Here is a 14329-nt window from a genome sequence, read left to right as displayed (position 1 = left end):
GCCCGAAGCGATTCCGACGGACCTCCGGTCCGGTTGGTTATTCCGGGCAGGGTCCGCTACGTAGAAAATACCTAACTCCGGACATAAGCCGCACGAGCCGCTTTAATGGTTTCACGAGATTGAATCGACCTTGGGGGTTTTCGTGAATTTTATTGGCGTTACCGGCCCGGTACGGAGGCCAGCCTGATGGACCTGTACCGCCAACTACGAGTCGTGCGCCGGCACTGGTGGATCGTCCTGGTGACCCTCATCGTTGCCCTGGGAGTGACCGCTCTGGTGACCGTCCGGGCCCAGCCCCGCTACGTTGCCTCCGTCACCTTCTTCGTCACCATGCCGAGTCAGGGCGTCACAGACGCCTACCAGGGCAGCCTCTTCCTCCAGCAGCGTGTGATGTCCTACGCGGAGTTGCTGACCAGCGACCGGCTGGCGCAGGCCGCGGCGGCCGACAGGCAGCTCGGGTTGACCTCCGAGGAGATCCAGGGTCGGGTCAGCACCTCCACCGAGACCGGCACGGTCCTGCTGCGGGCGTCGGTGACCGACACCGACCAGACCCGGGCGTTGCGGGTGACCGAGGCGCTCTCGGCCAAGTTCGTCGAACTCGTGCAGAAGGTCGAGACACGGCCGGACGGCAGCCCCGGTCCGATCAAGATCGAGGTCGTCAGCGGGCCGCGGGTCACTCCCACCCCCGTCTCGCCGAAGCCGCTCCGGAACGCCGCCATCGGTACCCTGCTCGGCCTGCTGCTCGGCGTGGGCCTGGCGATCCTGCGCGACATGGCCGACGTGCGGCTGCGCAACGCCGCGGGTCTGCAGCGGGTGACCGGCAGTCCGCTGCTCGGCGAGATCCCGCTCGACACCACCGCGCGGTCGGCCCCGCTGATCGTCGGTGCCGCCGCGAACTCAGCCCGGGCCGAGGCGGTCCGCAAGCTTCGGACCAACCTGCGCTTCGTCGACGTGCACGAGCCGGCGCGGGTGATCGCGGTCACCAGCGCCCTGCAGGGCGAGGGCAAGACCACGATGTCGTGCAACCTGGCGATCGCCCTCGCCGAGGCGGGCTGGCGGGTCCTACTGGTCGACGCCGACCTGCGCCGGCCGAAGGTCGGCGACTATCTGGGTATCGACTCCGGAGTCGGACTGACCGACGTGCTGGTCGGTGACGTGCTGGTCGGCGACGTGGTCCAGCGGTGGGGCGACAAGTCGCTGCTCGTGCTGCCCAGCGGCTCCGCACCGCCCAACCCGAGCGAACTGCTCGGCTCCAAGGCCATGTCGGAGCTGCTGCTGGCGCTGCGCGAGTCCGCCGACATCGTCATCATCGACACCGCGCCGCTGCTGGCGGTGACGGACGGTGTGGTGGTCGCCGTGCAGGCCGACGGGGCGCTGCTGATCAGCCAGCAGGGCCGCACCTCCCGGGCCCAGGTGGCCGCGGCGGCCCGGGCGCTGCACTCGGTGTCGGTACGGCTGCTCGGCTGTGTGCTCAACATGGCCAAGGTGCCCAAGGCCGACGCGTACCAGTACGAGGCCTACCGGGTGGCGACCGGGACGATTTCGTCGTCGATGCCGGCGGACCGGGCCGCGGGTGGCCGCCACGCCAAGCGGGCCGCCGCCCGTGAGGCCAGTGAAGTCAGCGAGGTCAGCGACCACACCCAGGAACTCACCCGGCTGCCGCGATGAGGGTCGCCAGGGGGCGCAGGGACCGGTCGATCTCCTCCGCGCAGCGGCGGAAGTCGGCCCGCGTCCCGCCGACGGGGTCCCGTAGGTCGTCGTCGTTGGCCGGGGCGGGCTGCAGTCGCCCTCGGGCCAGACTGGCCGCCGCGACCGCGGCGGCCAGCGAATCGTCGAGAGCCTCCGTCGGTGGCTCGACCGCTGCCGCGAGCCGGCCGAACTGGCGCAACGTGAAGGTGTGGTGCAGCGCCGCAGGCGCCAGCGCGGTGCAGATCGACCGTTGGCGGCGGGTGGCGGTGAGCACCAGCGCAGCGCTGGTGAGGTGTTCGGGGGCGAGCCGCCGGGTGCGGAACGTCGCCGGGTCCTCTCCGGTCTCGGCCGCGATCTCCGCCGCGTACGGGTGCATGGTCCCACCCTCCAGGGCGTCGGTGCCGGCGCTGCTCACGCTCACCGGCTGCCCGGCGAGCAGGCGGCGGGCGGCGTACTCGGCCATCGGCGACCGGCACAGGTTGGCGTGGCAGACGAACAGCAACCCGTTGACCATCGGGAACCCTCTCGACGACGCGGTCGCGGGCGGTAGCGCCGCGACGGGGGGCGGAGGCCCTCGGCGCCCGCCCCAGGAGGGGTTGCCCGCATCGTACGCAGCCATGGTGCCTCCGGTCCCGGCCGCCGCGCCGGACCGGTGGGCCGGGAAGGGGGTGCGGCGGTGCGCATCGGCATCCTGACATACCACTTTCCGCCGGAGCCGGCGTTCCTCCCCGGCAGCCTGGCCGAGGAGTTGGCCGCCCGAGGCCACGAGGTGCGGGTGCTGACCGGCTTTCCGGACTACCCCGGCGGACATGTCTACCCGGGCTGGCGTCAGCGCTGGCACCACGAGAGCCGCAGTCGAGGGCTGACCGTGCGGCGGGTGCCGCGCTACCGCACCGGTGACGGCGGCCCACGCGGCCGGTTGGCCTCCTGGCTCTCGTTCGCCACCAGCGCGGCGCTCGTCGGGCGTCGGTACCTTGCCGATGTCGACGTGCTGTACGTGTACCAGCCGCCGGACACGGCGTTTGCCTCGGCGGCCCTGCTGCGACGGCTCGGCCGGGTGCCGGTCGTGCTGCACGTGCCGGACCTGTGGGCCGGGGATGTGCCAGTGGGCGCCGAGGAGGACCGATGGGCGGCGCGGGCCCGCGCGGCCATGCTCCGCACCTACCGGGCGGCGGGCGCGATCGCGGTGACCACCCCGTCGCTGCGCGACGCCGTCGTCTCGGTCGGTGCCGACGCGGACCGGGTGCGGGTGGTGCTCAACTGGACCGAGGAGCGGATCTTCCAGCCGGCCACGGCGAGTTCGGCCGCGCGCCGGCTGGTCCGCCGGGACGAGCGGTGCGTGTTCATGCACGCCGGCACCATCGGGCCCAGGCAGGGGCTGGAGACGGCGGTACGTGCCGCGGCGGCGTTGGACAGCAGCATGGACCTGGTCCTGGTGGGCTCGGGTGTGGACGAGCGGCGGGTGCGGGGGCTCGCCGCCGAGCTGGGCGCCGACAACGTGCGCTTCGTCGAACGGCGCTCGCCGCTGGACATGCCCGAGTTGTACGCCGCCGCCGACTACCAGTTGGTCGTCCTGCGTGATCTACCGGCGTTGCGCAGCACCGTGCCGGCCAAGCTCCAGGCTGCCCTCTCCTGTGGCTCGCCGGTGGTCGCCTCCGCCGGTGGGGACACGGCCGCCCTGGTCGAGCGGGCCCGGGCCGGGCTTTCCTGCCCGCCGGAGGACTGGGCCAGCCTGGCGGACCGGTTCTGGCTGGCGGCGCACATCCCCGCGTCGGCGCGGGCCGAGATGGGCCGGCGTGGGCGGGAGGCGTACCTGCGGGAGATGTCCTTGTCGGCCGGGGTGGATCGGATCGAGGGACTGCTGCGGGAGGTCGCGGCGGCCGGCAACGTCCGGCAGAACCTGAATCATGACCGAGTTTCTCATAACGCCTAATGCCGTCATTGGCACCTTATTCCGGTCGTTAAGTGTTAAGAACAATATGGTCTTCTGTCCGTTTTGAGATTGGAGTGTGGTGTGACCGAGAGCGAGAGTCCGCGTCGGCGGCGCAGCCGTGCCCGCCGGCGCCGTCGTGCCCGGCTGCGCCGCGCCCTGCTCACCACGCTGGTGGTCAGTTCGCTGCTGCTCGGCCTCGCCGGTTGGGTTGGCTTCCGGGCGTGGCAGGCCCGTGGTCACCTGGTCAACGCGGCTGGACTGGCCGGTGAGCTCAGTGCCCACCTGGTCGGCGGCGACACCGCTCGCGCGCAGCGGACGCTCGCCGCGTTGCAGGAGCAGTCCGGTGCGGCCCGGCGGGCCACCGGGGATCCCGGCTGGTGGCTCGGCCGGCAGGTGCCCGCCGCCGGGGCGAACTTCTCGGTGGTCCGGCAGATCGCCGTCGCCATCGACGATCTCGCCCGGCAGGCGTTCCCGGCGTTGCTGCGCGTAGACCTCGGTGGCCTGGTGCCTCGGGAGGGGCGGTTGGATCTGACGGGGCTGCGGGCCGTCACCGACGACCTGGTCGCGGTGGACGCGACGGTGCAGCGGACCCGGACCGACCTGGCCGGGATCCCGGGTGACCGGCTGGCCGGGCAGGTTCGGCGGGGGCTGGAGGAGCTTCGCGGCGAGATCGACAAGCTGGCGGCGATGACCTCTGCGGCCGACCGGGCCAGCCGGCTACTTCCACCGTTGCTCGGGGTGGACGGCCCACGGCGATACCTGCTGGTATCGCAGAACTCCGCGGAGCTGCGGGCCACCGGCGGCATGTTCGGCGCGTACGCCGTAATCGAGGCGGAAAAGGGCCGGATCAAGATGGGCGCCCAGGGCAGCAGCTCGAACCTCGGCCATTTCGTCACGCCGCTGAAGATCCCGGCGGAGCAGCGTGCCCTATGGGGGGAGCTGCCCGGCATCTATCCCGCGGACGTCAACCTCAGCCCGCACTTCCCGACCGCCGCGTCGCTGTACCGGGAGATGTACCGGCGGTACAGCGACGAAACCGTCGACGGCGTCCTTGCCGTCGACCCGGTGATGCTGTCTTACCTGCTGCAGGCCACCGGGCCGGTGCGGGTTCCGGGCGGAGTGTCGCTGAGCGCCGAGAACGTGGTCAGGACCCTGCTCAGCGACGCCTACCAGCGGATGAGCCCGAAGGAGCAGGACGGCTTCTTCGCGGCTGCGGCGGCCACGGTCTTCGACACACTTTTCTCGAGAAACGTCCACCCGAATGGCTTGTTGTCCGCATTCGACCGCTCTATACGCGAAGGTCGGATATTGTTCTGGAGTGCCCGACCGGAGGAACAGCGGATGTTCGGTGACAGCCGGATGGCCGGGACGCTTCCGGAACAGGACACCGTGCCGACGGTCGGCGTGTTCCTCAACGACGGCAGCGGCGCGAAGCTCGGCTACTACCTGCGGCAAACTGCCGACTTGGTGGTCGGCGACTGCCACGCCGACGGCCGCCGGGAGCTGAACCTTCGGGTGACGCTCCGGTCCACCGCACCGGCGTCAGGGCTCAGCGAGTCGGTCCTCGGCCTAGCGCAGGCAGGAGACCCGTACACCGTCCGGACACTCGTCTCCGTGTACGGCCCGGCCGGCGGGGCGGTGCTCGACACCCGCCTCGACGGTGCCGAGACCTCGGTGGGCAACGGCACCGAGCGGCGCCGGCAGGTCGCCACGGTGAATGTCGAGGTCGGACCGGGTGGGATCCGAACGCTGGAGGTCTCACTGCTGACCGGCAAGACGGACAGCGGAGCGGCTGATCTATGGCTGACGCCGACCGCCACCCCATGGACCACCCATGTTGTTACCGCACCAAGCTGTTCTCAGTAGGAGGGAACGAACCATGCGGCTATCCCGCATCATCATGGCACTCACGGTCGGTCTGGCCGTAGTGGCCGTGCCGACCACGGCGGGGGCGGCACAGCCGCAGCCGGCGCCAACAGTCACCGGTACGCCCCAGCCACCGCCCTACCCGCCGGTGCTCGCCTCGCTGACGGTGAACCGACCCACCATCTTCCTCGGTGAGACGGTCATCCTCACCGGCCGCAACTATGGGCCGAACGAGACGGTGGACATCGTGGTAACGGTGACACCGCTGGCGGCACCGGCCGCCGGCACGGCCCGCCGTAGCGACGGCAGCACCGTCGCCATGACACCGGTCGCCTTCCAGGCCAGCGCGCCGCTGAGCTTCACCGCCCAGACCAACTCCGAGGGTGTCTTCACCCGTAGCTACACCCCGTCGGTGACCGGTCTGCTCACGTTCACCGGCACCGGCCGGGAGTCCGGGCGCACTGCGTCGACCGAGCTGCGGGTGCTGCGCAAGAAGAAGCCGCACCTGCCGGTCACCGGCAGCAGCCTGGACACGCCGATGAAGGTCGGTGGCGGGCTTGTCGCCACCGGTATGGTCCTGCTGCTCGGCACGGTGCTCTGGCGGCGGCGCAACCGCTTCGGTGCGGGTGGCGTGCACTAGTCCAACCCTCCGGGCAGGGCCCGGACCGAATTGATACCGGTGCCCGCCGTTCCCTCCGGCGGGCACCGGTATCCGTCTGTCCACCCTTGTCCGGGCCTAGACCAGGCCGTGTGCCAGCATCGCCTCGGCGACCCGGCGGAACCCGTCGATGTTGGCTCCGGCCACATAGTCACCCGGCAGGCCGTACTCCTCGGCGGTTGCCCAGCATCGAGTGTGGATGTCCCGCATGGTCTCGTGAAGCCGCTGCTCCGACTGCGCGAAGGTCCAGGATTCCCGGCTGGCGTTCTGCTGCATCTCCAGGGCGCTGACCGCCACCCCACCGGCGTTGGCCGCCTTGCCGGGAGCGAACCGCACGCCGGCCCGACCGAGGATGCGCACCGCCTCGGGGGTGGTCGGCATGTTCGCGCCCTCCACCACCGCGGCACAGCCGCCGGCGACCAGCCGCGCCGCCTCCGCGCCACCGATCTCGTTCTGGGTCGCGCACGGCAGGGCCAGGTCGCAGGGCACCTCCCACGGGGTACGGCCGGCGACGGTGACCGCGTGCGGCACCTGGAGCACGTAGTCGGCCAACCGGCCGCGGCGTCGCTCCTTCAGCTCCCGCAACACGTCGAGGTCGATGCCCTTCTCGTCGAGCAGGTACCCGGTGGAGTCGGAGCAGGCGACGACCGTGCCACCGAGCTGGTGCACCTTCTCGACGGCGTAGATCGCCACGTTGCCGGCGCCGGAGACCACCACCCGCTTGCCGTCCAGACTGTCCCCGGCCTGCCTGAGCATCTCCTCGGCGAAGAAGACGGCGCCGTACCCGGTGGCCTCGGTACGGGCCTGCGCGCCGCCGTAGGACAGACCTTTGCCGGTGAGTACCCCCGACTCGTACCGGTTGGTGATCCGCTTGTACTGACCGAACAGGTAGCCGATCTCCCGGCCGCCCACCCCGATGTCGCCGGCCGGCACGTCGGTCTGCGCGCCGATGTGCCGGTGCAGCTCGGTCATGAAGCTCTGACAGAAGCGCATCACCTCGCGGTCGGTGCGTCCCTTCGGGTCGAAGTCCGCGCCCCCCTTGCCGGCGCCGATGGGCAGCCCGGTCAGCGCATTCTTGAAGATCTGCTCGAAGCCGAGGAATTTCACGATGCCCAGGTAGACCGACGGGTGGAAGCGCAGGCCGCCCTTGAACGGGCCGAGGGCGCTGTTGAACTCGACCCGGAACCCCCGGTTGACCCGGATCCGACCACGGTCGTCCTCCCAGGGGACCCGGAAGATGATCTGTCGCTCCGGCTCGCAGATCCGCTCGACGATCCGGGCGTCCGCGTACTCCGGGTGCCGGTCCAGGGCCGGCCCGATGCTCTCCAACACCTCCCGCACGGCCTGGTGGAACTCGGGCTCACCCGGGTTGCGGGCGACCACACTGGCGAACACCGACTCGACCGTCTCCGGCATCACCGACACGTCCCTTCCATTGCGGCCCGGCGCCGTTGCCGAACCTCACCCGCGCCACCGCGCCGGCCGCCCCCGGATACGGCTCTGCGCCGCCGTCCGGTTCACTGACCGGCGTGGACGAGACGATCTGGCAGGCGGTACGGGCGGCGCGTGGCTGGTTGGATGAGGCGAACGGCACCGGGGAGGCGGAGCTGACCTGCCGCATGTTGAAGCTGACCGAGGAGGCAGGCGAGGTGGCCGGCGCCTGGATCGGCCTACTCGGACAGAACCCGCGCAAGGGCGTCACCCACACCCGCGAGGACGTGGCGGCGGAGCTGGCGGACGCCGCGTTCACCGCCCTGGTGGCGATCGAGAGCCTGGGCCTGGACGCCCGGGCGGCGCTGGGGCGCTGCGCCGGCAAGGTCACCGGACGGATGGACGATCGGCCCGCTGCCAGCGGTTCGGCGGCCGACTGACTGATCCGTCCCGCTACCTGGCACGTACCCCACGGTAGGGGACCGTGGAAGGGGACACCGATGGCCGATTCGCGGCGGGACGGAAAGAGTCGAACACCTTCGGAGCCGGCCACGGTGCCGCAGATCGAGGTGTCCTCGGTGGCCCTCAGCACCGTCGGCGACGATCCGCCACCGGATCGGCCGACCTGGTCGCCGGGCGCCCGGCTGCTGGCCGCCGCCGCGGTCCTGGTGCTCGGCCTGGGTGCCGTCGCCGTGATGACGATCGTCTCCGACCCGCACCGGCTCGGCCGGGTCTTCTCCGGCGATGCGCCGGGACCGGTGGTCACCGTGCCGACCGCTCCTGGCGACAACAGTGGACTGGGCGGCGCGGCGCGGGCCGCGCGGGAGAGCCCCGACGAGGTCGAGACCGCACCGCTCAACGGCCGGCAGCGCGCCGCCTTCGAACTGGTCGACGGAGTGACCCGGTTCGACCTGCGGATCACGGAGCTGGGGGAGGAGCTGTACCGGATCGTCAGCCCTGCCGGGTCCGGTGCGCGGGCCCGCCCCGAGTTGGCCGGCGACACACTGCTGCTGCGGCTGGAGCGGACCGGCGTGGAACCGGGCGCCGTCGAGGTGCTGCTGAACGCCCGGGTGTCCTGGGATCTGCGGATCACCGGCGGGGCCAACGAGCGGCGGATCGACCTCGGCGCCGGCCGGCTGTCCGGACTGGAGCTGGCCGGTGGGGCCACCCGCACCGACCTGCGGCTGCCCCGGGTCGACGGATCGCTCGTGGTGCGGGTGACCGGCGGCGTCAACCAGTTCGACGTCACGGTGGCCGGCGGGGTCCCGGTAAGGGTCAGGGCCGCGGCCGGTGCCGGCGGAGTCGAGCTGTACGACCAGCGCCACGGCGGTATCCCACCAGGTACGGTGCTCAGCTCACCGGGCTGGGACCGGGCCACCGACCGGATCTTCCTGGACCTGGTGGCCGGCGCGAACATCGTCGCCGTACGCGGCCAGTGAGCTGCACTCCGACCACTGCCGATGGGCCGCGGCGGCGAGGCAGGCAGCCGGATCGGGCGTAGAGTCGGCCCGTGGAGCGTATCGAGTCGATGCCCGCGCAGACCCGACCGCCCGGTGTGGCGACCGCCGACCCGGGCAGCGTCCTGCTTCCGGGGCACGACGTGCCGCTGGGCCGCTACACCACCGTGCGCCGGCTGTTGCCGCAGCGCGCCCGCCGAATGGTCGGCGCCTGGTGTTTCGTCGACCACTTCGGCCCCGACGACGTGGCGCAACGACCGGGCATGGAGGTGCCGCCGCACCCGCACACCGGCCTGCAGACCGTGACCTGGCTGCTCGACGGCGAGATCCTGCACCGCGACAGCCTCGGCAACGTGCAGCCGATCCGCCCCGGCCAGCTGAACGTCATGACCTCCGGCGACGGCATCGCGCACTCCGAGCGTTCGCCGGCGGAGCATCCGCCGCTGATGCACGGAGTGCAGCTGTGGGTGGCGTTGCCGGATCCGGCCCGGGCCGGCGCGGCTGACTTCGCCCACCACGCCGAGCTGCCGCGGTGGCGCGACGGGGAGCTGGAGGTGACCCTGCTGGTCGGGGAGTTCGGCGGCGAACGCTCGCCGGCCCGGGTGTACACCCCGCTGCTCGGTGCGCAGTTGGAGCTGGCCGGTCCGGGACCGGTCGGGCTGCCGCTGCGGCCCGACTTCGAGTACGCGCTGCTGGCCCTCGACGGCAGCGCCGAGGTCGACGGGGTGCCGGTGGCGCCGGGGGCGCTGCTCTGGCTCGGCGCGGGCCGGGAGTCGTTCGCCGTACGCGGCGAGCCCGGCACCCGACTGATGCTGCTGGGCGGCGCGCCCTTCGAGGAGCCGCTGGTGATGTGGTGGAACTTCGTCGGCCGCAGCCACGAGGAGATCGTCACCGCCCGGGAGGACTGGATGGCCGGGCGACGGTTCGGCGTGGTTGCCGAGGACCCGGATCCGCCGCTACCCGCGCCGGCCCTGCCCACCACCCGGCTCAAGGCCCGCGACCGGGCCGGCGGCTTCCGGGCCTGAACCGCCTGAGCAGGCCCGAGCTCTTTGTCGGCACCCCCTGTCCGTTCGGACGATGGCGTGCGGTAATCTTGTCGCAGTAGCACCAGCCACCTGGTTCGGGTGGCTGTCGGCCGCCTGGTGGCCGCGACCCGGTTCGGGTCCGGTGTGTCGCCAGGGCAGGCGGCTATGCAGGGCGCTCCCGGTCGCGGTTCGCGGCCGGGGCGCCCGCCGCAGCGGCGCGGCCGGAGCGGCCCGCCGCCGGCGTGACGCGCGGCAACCGGGCCGGGTGGGCCCGCGAGGGCGCCGACCCCGGCCCGGTAGCCGGGTCAGATACTGCGCAGGTGCTGCGACACCCGCTGGTGACGCTTGTCACGACCCTGCGCGCCGCGCTGCGCGTCGGTGATCTCGGGGGCCGCTTCGATGTCGGCCGAACGGGCCACCTCGGTGCCGTTGGCGTAGTCCACCGGAGGCAGCCCGCGCAGCGCCCGCAGCACGTCCGGCGGGGCTCCCTCGCGCTCGGCCTCGCGTACCACGTCGTCCTTCCCGGCGGGATAGTCCAGGCTGGACAGGTACTGCAGGACGTCGGCATAACTGGCCATGGTGTGGGCTCCTCCCGGCTTTCCGGCCACGACCGGGCGCGAATACCCGTCCGGGGACGCGTCACGCCCGCCATGGGAAAACGGGGCCGCCGTTTCCGCTGCTGCCCGGCGGGTAACCGCCTCACCGGAGGGGGTACGCGATGAACTACGACACGTTCGTCGACCAGGTCGCCCGGCGCGCCGGCACATCGTGGCAGCGGGCGGTGGAGTTGACCCGGGCGACGCTGGAGACGCTCGCCGAGCGGCTGACCGGTGGCGAGGTGCTGGATCTGGCCGTCCAGCTGCCCGAGCCGCTGCGGCTGCCGCTGCGCCCGACGCCGGACATCGAGGCGGCGGAGCGTTTCGGTGCCGCCGAGTTCGTCGCCCGGGTGGCCGTTCGTGCCGGGGTCCAGGAGCCGGCCGCCCGGGACGCGATCCGGGCGGTCTTCATCACCGTCCGGGAGGCGGTCAGCGGCGGCGAGTTCGACGAACTGGTGGTCCAGATGCCTCGCGACTACCGGGACATGGTCGAGCCGGCCCTGGCGCCCGGCGCGACCCTGCGCCGTCGTTGAGCCGCCGGTCACTGTGCGCCGCTCAGCCGACCGCGCCGGCGCTCCGTAGCTCCGCCACCCGGTCCCGGCCGTAGCCCGTCTCGGCGAGCACCTCGTCGGTGTGCTCGCCCGGCCAGGGAGGTGGCCGACGCACCGACGTCGGGGTGCCGGAGAACCGGGGCGCGGGTGCCGGCTGGACGACCCCGTCGCGGACCAGGAACGTGTGGCGGGCGGCCAGGTGCGGGTGCTCCGACGCCTCCCGCCAGTCCAGCACGGGCGCCACGCAGGCGTCGGAGGCGGTGAGCAGGGCCGTCCACTCGTCCCGGGTCCGGGTGTGGAACAGGCGCGACCAGGCGGCACGCAGGGCCGGCCAGTTCGCCGGGTCGGTGCGGTCGGCCGCCTCGTCCGGCGGCAGGGGGAAGCCGGTGCGCCGGACCAGTTCGTCGTAGAAGCGCGGCTCCAGCGCGCCGACCGCGAGATGCCTACCGTCGGCGCACTCGTACGTGTCGTAGAACGGTGCGCCGCCGTCGAGCAGGTTGACCCCGCGCGGGTCGTGCCACATGCCGAGCTGTCGCAGCGCGTGGATCTGGGTGCTGAGTACCGCGACCCCGTCCACGATCGCCGCGTCGATCACCTGACCCGCCGCACCGCCGCGCACCGCGTACAGCGCGGAGACGACGCCCAGGGCGAGCATCATCCCGCCGCCACCGAAGTCGCCGAGCAGGTTCATCGGTGGTACCGGTCGCTCCCCGGCCCGTCCGATGCCGTGCAACGCGCCGGTCAGGGCCAGGTAGTCGATGTCGTGCCCGGCGTACGGGGCGTTCGGGCCGTCCTGGCCCCATCCGGTCATCCGGCCGTAGATCAGCCGCCGGTTGACCTCGTGGCAGTCGGCCGGGCCGAGGCCGAGTCGTTCGGTCACCCCGGGCCGGAAACCCTCGATGAGGGCGTCGGCGCCCTCGACCAACGAGAGCACCACCTCCCGGCCGCCAGGGGACTTCAGGTCGACGCCGATCGAGCGGCGTCCCCGGTTGAGCAGATCGGGGTGCGGGGTGCCGAACGCGGCGTTGTTCACGTCGGTCACCCGATCCACCCGGATCACGTCCGCGCCGAGGTCGGCCAGCATCATCGCGGCGAACGGGCCCGGCCCGATTCCGGCGATCTCCACCACGCGTACGCCGTCCAGGGGGCCGGCTGGCAGCTCTGCGGTCACCCGACCACGATAGGCGCTCACGTCCTGGTCGGTGACGGTCGTCACCCGTTCGCGCTGCTGCGTGACCGGGGACACCGGTTCGGGTGCGCCCCGCGTGGCGGCCGGGATCCGGCTGCCCTAACCTTGGCAGCACGAGGGGAGTACTTCCCACGAACCATGCCGGTCAGTACGGCGCGCCCGGGCGTGCCTCGGGTGGTTGCCCACGAAAAGTGGGTGAAGGAGACCTCGAACATGACACGGTGTTCGAGGAGGCCCCATGTCCGAGTTGTCCTACGCCGCTGACAGCCTGCAGTCGGTGGGTACGCCCTCGCTCTGGGCTATCACCATCCTTGGCGTGCTCGTCCTGCTGGCGCTGGATTTCCTGGTCACGCGCCGCCCGCACGAGGTCTCACTCAAGGAGGCGCTCGGCTGGTCCGCCTTCTACATAGCCCTGCCGATGGCCTTCGGTGTCTGGGTCTGGCAACGCTACGGCTCGGACCAGGGCCTCGACTTCTACGCCGGATACCTGGTCGAGAAGTCGCTGTCGGTCGACAACCTCTTCGTCTTCATGCTGCTGCTGGCCGCCTTCGCGGTACCGAGCGTGCTGGCCCAGCGGGTGCTGCTGTTCGGCATCACCGGCGCGCTGGTGCTGCGCGGCATCTTCATCGCTCTCGGCGCGGCCGCCCTGCAGACCCTCGATTTCGCTTTCCTGATCTTCGCGCTGATCCTGCTGGTCACCGCGGCCAAGCTGCTGCGTGACGCGTTCACCGGTCACGAGCAGGCGGTGGACATCACCAACATGCGCTCGGTGCGGCTGCTGCGTCGGTTCATGCCGGTGGTCCACGAGTACCACGGCACCAAGATGACCGTGCGGGTCGACGGGCGACGGGCGCTCACCCCCCTCGCCCTGGTGGTGGTGGCGGTGCTCGCCACCGACGTGGTCTTCGCCGTCGACTCGGTGCCGGCGGTCTACGGCATCACCGAGGACCCGTACCTCGTCTTCGCCACCAACGCCTTTGCCCTGCTCGGACTGCGGGCGCTGTACTTCGTGCTGCACGCGGCGCTGAGCCGCCTGGTCCACCTCACCTACGGCCTGGCGATCATCCTGGCCTTCATCGGCGTCAAGCTCGGCCTGCACTGGGCGCACGGCATCTGGGAGGGCGTGCCGGTGATCCCCACCGAGATCTCGCTCCTGGTCATCATCGTCGTGTTGACCGTCGTCACCCTCACCAGCCTGCGGGCCACCCGCAACGTGGTGCCGGGCTCGAAGGAAGTCGTCACCGAGCGCAAGTGAGCCGCGGCCGGTCCGGGCCTGGTGGGCCTGGGCCGGCGAATACACCCGCGGCGGTGCGGGACGTGGTACGACTGAGCGGTGGGCATCGTCACCCCGGGATTCCAGGGCCGGCCGCGTTCCGGTACGCCGGATCTGCCTCCCGGCCAGTACCTGACGCCGGACTTTCCGGTGCTCTCCGCCGGCCCGACCCCGAAGGTCCCACAGGACCAGTGGGAGTTCGTGATCAGCACCGAAACCGGTACCGAACACCGGTGGAGTTGGGCCGAGCTGATGGCCCTGCCGCAGGAGACGCCGACCGTCGACATCCACTGCGTCACCCGGTGGTCGAAGCTCGGCACCACCTGGCGGGGAGTCTCGTTGGACACCCTGCTCGACGGCGTGGAGAGCGCGGCGGACTACGCCCTGGCCCACTCCTACGGTGGCTACACCACCAACCTGCCGCTGGACGACCTACGTGACGGCCAGGCGTGGCTGGTGCACACCTACGACGGCGACGACCTGCCCGCCGAGCATGGTGGCCCGGCCCGGCTGCTGGTGCCCCACCTCTACTTCTGGAAGTCGGCGAAGTGGGTGCGCGGCCTCCACCTGACGATCGAGGACACCCCCGGTTTCTGGGAGACCGCCGGCTACCACGACTACGGTGACCCGTGGCGTGAGCAGCGGTACCAGGGCGATTGAG

At 71.7% G+C, this 14329-nt stretch carries 14 protein-coding genes; 10 read left to right on the top strand and 4 right to left on the bottom strand.

Annotated features, from left to right (window positions below; translation table 11 throughout):
- Positions 1-186: 186 nt before the first annotated feature.
- On the top strand, positions 187-1668 hold the full coding sequence (locus tag BMY89_RS13375; protein ID WP_092380036.1) for a tyrosine-protein kinase domain-containing protein: 1482 nt from the start codon (positions 187-189) through the stop codon (positions 1666-1668).
- On the opposite strand, the gene BMY89_RS13370 is transcribed toward BMY89_RS13375, so the two are convergent.
- The gene (locus tag BMY89_RS13370) at positions 1649-2203 is read right to left on the bottom strand and encodes an arsenate reductase/protein-tyrosine-phosphatase family protein (RefSeq protein ID WP_092380033.1); all 555 of its coding nucleotides are present in this window, start codon (positions 2201-2203) and stop codon (positions 1649-1651) included. The two genes, BMY89_RS13375 and BMY89_RS13370, sit on opposite strands and share 20 nt — an antisense overlap.
- A gap of 162 nt (positions 2204-2365) precedes the next feature.
- Here BMY89_RS13370 and BMY89_RS13365 point away from each other — a divergent pair, with 162 nt between their 5' ends.
- The 3 genes from BMY89_RS13365 to BMY89_RS13355 all read left to right on the top strand — a co-directional run bounded on the left by BMY89_RS13365 (position 2366) and on the right by BMY89_RS13355 (position 6128).
- On the top strand, positions 2366-3622 hold the full coding sequence (locus BMY89_RS13365) for a glycosyltransferase family 4 protein (protein WP_092380032.1): 1257 nt from the start codon (positions 2366-2368) through the stop codon (positions 3620-3622).
- A gap of 81 nt (positions 3623-3703) precedes the next feature.
- Entirely contained in the window at positions 3704-5488 is a 1785-nt protein-coding gene (locus BMY89_RS13360) for a DUF4012 domain-containing protein (RefSeq protein WP_092380030.1), read from the top strand.
- 13 nt (positions 5489-5501) lie between these two features.
- A complete protein-coding gene (locus BMY89_RS13355; RefSeq protein WP_092380028.1) occupies positions 5502-6128 on the top strand; it encodes a hypothetical protein in 627 nt (208 codons plus the stop codon).
- Positions 6129-6224: 96 nt separating this feature from the next.
- On the opposite strand, the gene gdhA is transcribed toward BMY89_RS13355, so the two are convergent.
- Complete coding sequence (gene gdhA / locus BMY89_RS13350; protein WP_092380386.1) at positions 6225-7562, bottom strand: NADP-specific glutamate dehydrogenase; 1338 nt, start codon at positions 7560-7562, stop codon at positions 6225-6227.
- A 113-nt stretch (positions 7563-7675) separates the two neighbouring features.
- On the opposite strand from gdhA, the gene BMY89_RS13345 reads away from it, so the two are divergent.
- The 3 genes from BMY89_RS13345 to BMY89_RS13335 all read left to right on the top strand — a co-directional run bounded on the left by BMY89_RS13345 (position 7676) and on the right by BMY89_RS13335 (position 10059).
- A complete protein-coding gene (locus tag BMY89_RS13345) occupies positions 7676-8017 on the top strand; it encodes a MazG-like family protein (RefSeq protein ID WP_092380384.1) in 342 nt (113 codons plus the stop codon).
- A 60-nt stretch (positions 8018-8077) separates the two neighbouring features.
- The gene (locus BMY89_RS13340) at positions 8078-9016 is read left to right on the top strand and encodes a hypothetical protein (protein ID WP_232521283.1); all 939 of its coding nucleotides are present in this window, start codon (positions 8078-8080) and stop codon (positions 9014-9016) included.
- 71 nt (positions 9017-9087) lie between these two features.
- On the top strand, positions 9088-10059 hold the full coding sequence (locus BMY89_RS13335; protein WP_092380027.1) for a pirin family protein: 972 nt from the start codon (positions 9088-9090) through the stop codon (positions 10057-10059).
- Between the two features lie 305 nt (positions 10060-10364).
- On the opposite strand, the gene BMY89_RS13330 is transcribed toward BMY89_RS13335, so the two are convergent.
- Positions 10365-10637 carry a DUF2795 domain-containing protein gene (locus tag BMY89_RS13330; protein ID WP_092380025.1) on the bottom strand — a complete coding sequence of 91 codons (273 nt, stop codon included), beginning with the start codon at positions 10635-10637 and terminating at the stop codon, positions 10365-10367.
- Between the two features lie 140 nt (positions 10638-10777).
- On the opposite strand from BMY89_RS13330, the gene BMY89_RS13325 reads away from it, so the two are divergent.
- Positions 10778-11188 (top strand): DUF2267 domain-containing protein, encoded by a 411-nt coding sequence (locus BMY89_RS13325; protein ID WP_092380023.1) that lies wholly within the window; start codon positions 10778-10780, stop codon positions 11186-11188.
- 22 nt (positions 11189-11210) lie between these two features.
- On the opposite strand, the gene BMY89_RS13320 is transcribed toward BMY89_RS13325, so the two are convergent.
- Entirely contained in the window at positions 11211-12377 is a 1167-nt protein-coding gene (locus tag BMY89_RS13320) for a CaiB/BaiF CoA transferase family protein (protein ID WP_092380382.1), read from the bottom strand.
- A 256-nt stretch (positions 12378-12633) separates the two neighbouring features.
- Between BMY89_RS13320 and BMY89_RS13315 the strand changes: the two genes are divergently transcribed.
- Together BMY89_RS13315 and BMY89_RS13310 are read left to right on the top strand one after the other, a co-directional pair.
- On the top strand, positions 12634-13650 hold the full coding sequence (locus BMY89_RS13315) for a TerC/Alx family metal homeostasis membrane protein (RefSeq protein ID WP_092380021.1): 1017 nt from the start codon (positions 12634-12636) through the stop codon (positions 13648-13650).
- 78 nt (positions 13651-13728) lie between these two features.
- Positions 13729-14328 carry a sulfite oxidase-like oxidoreductase gene (locus BMY89_RS13310; protein ID WP_092380019.1) on the top strand — a complete coding sequence of 200 codons (600 nt, stop codon included), beginning with the start codon at positions 13729-13731 and terminating at the stop codon, positions 14326-14328.
- The last annotated feature ends 1 nt before the right edge of the window (position 14329 follow it).

It is taken from the genome of Micromonospora phaseoli (assembly GCF_900109115.1).
Taxonomy (GTDB): domain Bacteria; phylum Actinomycetota; class Actinomycetes; order Mycobacteriales; family Micromonosporaceae; genus Micromonospora; species Micromonospora phaseoli.
This window is presented reverse-complemented; position numbering and strand designations above follow the sequence as displayed.

Bases quoted from the DNA above. Each gene is read 5' to 3' on its own strand.
- BMY89_RS13375 (WP_092380036.1), top strand. From the start codon at position 187: ATGGACCTGTACCGCCAACTACGAGTCGTGCGCCGGCACTGGTGGATC.
- BMY89_RS13370 (WP_092380033.1), bottom strand. From the start codon at position 2,203: ATGGTCAACGGGTTGCTGTTCGTCTGCCACGCCAACCTGTGCCGGTCG.
- BMY89_RS13355 (WP_092380028.1), top strand. From the start codon at position 5,502: ATGCGGCTATCCCGCATCATCATGGCACTCACGGTCGGTCTGGCCGTA.
- gdhA (WP_092380386.1), bottom strand. From the start codon at position 7,562: ATGCCGGAGACGGTCGAGTCGGTGTTCGCCAGTGTGGTCGCCCGCAAC.
- BMY89_RS13340 (WP_232521283.1), top strand. From the start codon at position 8,078: ATGGCCGATTCGCGGCGGGACGGAAAGAGTCGAACACCTTCGGAGCCG.
- BMY89_RS13330 (WP_092380025.1), bottom strand. From the start codon at position 10,637: ATGGCCAGTTATGCCGACGTCCTGCAGTACCTGTCCAGCCTGGACTAT.
- BMY89_RS13325 (WP_092380023.1), top strand. From the start codon at position 10,778: ATGAACTACGACACGTTCGTCGACCAGGTCGCCCGGCGCGCCGGCACA.
- BMY89_RS13315 (WP_092380021.1), top strand. From the start codon at position 12,634: ATGTCCGAGTTGTCCTACGCCGCTGACAGCCTGCAGTCGGTGGGTACG.